This window comes from Micromonospora sp. ABR4_055, from assembly GCF_056160425.1.
The window spans coordinates 1-1,854 of the sequence record NZ_JBSWXD010000302.1 but is presented as its reverse complement, the minus strand read 5'-3'; the positions used below and the strand labels follow the sequence as shown (position 1 = coordinate 1,854).

Annotated in this window: 1 protein-coding gene and 1 pseudogene; both read right to left on the bottom strand. The window is 73.2% G+C overall.

Annotated features, from left to right (window positions below):
- Window positions 1–437 (bottom strand): annotated as a pseudogene (locus ACXAHD_RS32025) (hypothetical protein); the annotation flags it as partial.
- Window positions 438–600: 163 nt separating this feature from the next.
- Window positions 601–1,854: helix-turn-helix transcriptional regulator (locus ACXAHD_RS32020; protein WP_475055148.1), on the bottom strand; the 1,254-nt coding region annotated here is incomplete at its 5' end.

Below are 1,854 nucleotides of genomic sequence, written 5' to 3'. Positions count from 1 at the left end.
TTGGGGAGGTTTGGTGGAATGGGGGCCATCGGTGAAAGGCCCTCGGGGGGTGGGAGGGGGGTGGGGGCGCGGAAACCGAACCCCCCTCCGGCGCCGCCGCCCCCTCCAGCGAAGCCGCCGCCCCCTCCGGCGCCTCCACCGGCCCCCCCGCCAGCGAAGCCCCCGCCGCTGCCGCCGCCACCGGGCCCGCCGCCGGCGAAGCCGCCGCCCCCTCCGGCGCCCCCACCGGACGGGCTTGCGCTGCTGCCGAACGCCGCGTCGTTGACGATCTGGTCGACGTCGAGCTCGTTGAGCGTCTCCGCCTCGATCCCGTTGGCGGCGAACGCGCCCTCCGGGTCGGCCAGGAACTTGGCGGTCTCCTCTTCGCTGCTGAACACCTTGTCGAACAGCGCCTTGACCTTCTCGACGATCAACGGGGTGACTTCTACCGCGGCCATGATGTCTCCTGCATTCGTGGTTCGTAGGGGTTTTGGTCCGTCCCGATCGGCCGGACATGTACAAGACTGCGGGTCAACGCCCGCCCCTCGCATCGGGGCTTCCCCCCTGCCAGGTTCGGGGGTCTAGGGGGTGCCACCAAGCTCAGGTCAGCTAACCGACAAGTCAGGACTCCTCGGGGAGCAGACTTCGCAGCGTAGCGACCATCTCGGCCCGGGTGGTAACCCCCAACTTGCCGCGGATCCGGGCCACATGGTGCTCGACCGTCTTGGGGGACAGGAAGAGTTGCGTCCCGATCTCACGGTGGGTCCGGCCGGCCAGCACGAGCCGGGCCACCTCGACCTCCCGGTCCGACAGGCCACCGTGCGAGGCCCCCGGCCGCGACTCGTCCGGCACCGGGTCCATCCGGGTCAGTTCCCGGGCCCGTTCCAGGAGCCGGCGGGCGGCCGACGCGTCGGTGGTACGGACCGCTGCCTGACCGATCAGTCTGGACGACTCCCAGGGCAGTTCGGCGGCGGCCAGTTCGGCGGCGTCCGTCAACACCGCGTCCGGGTCGACCTCGCCGGCGAGTACGGCGGCCCACCGGCCGGCGGCCCGGCACTGCGCCTGTTGCCGGAATCCGCCCGGGTCGAGCGAACCCAGCTCGTCGGCTGCTGCCGCAGCCGCCGCCGGCTCCTCACCCACGACCGCGATCTGCAACCGGATCCAGCTCAGCGACACCGTCCACGCCGTCGGTCGACCCAGCTGGTCGACGATGCCGGCCAGGTCGGCCAGGACCGGTGCGATCCGCTGGTGGTGGCGCAGCCGGGCAGCGGCGACCAGCAGTTCCTCGACCACTTCCAGCTGGGACAGGTCCACGGCCCGCCGGGCCAGCACCGGCTCGGCGACGGACCAGGCCGCCCGCAGTTGGGCGATGTCCCCGCTGCGGCGGGCGATCCCGGCGGTGAGGCCGGCGTAGGTCAGCCGTTCTCGGCCGGGCAGCATGGCACCGGACAGCCGGCGTAGTTCGGCGACGGCCGAGTCGTATCTGCCGGTGCGCATTCGGACCCAGGCCAGCAACGTCCGGTGCCGGTCCAGCGCGACGGGACCGCCGGCCCCGCTGGTCGACGCCCGCTCCAGCAGATGCTCGGCGGTCGCGGAGTCACCGGCTGCAACCGCGACCAGCGCTCCGACCGCGTGTGGCAGGTCCGGTACGGCAACCGGGGGCGGTGCCTTTTCGAAACTCTCGGCGGCCTCGATCAGCAACGGCAGCGCCGCCGCCGGATCCGTCATCGCCAGCGCGGCGTCGGCGAGTCGCCGCACCGGCAGCGGAGCCGATCCGGTCGCCGCCGTCCGCGCGGCGGCCAGCTGACCGGTGACCACCAGGGCCGGTACCGCGAGGACCGGGCCAGGGGCGTCGGCGCCCAGCAACGCCTCCGC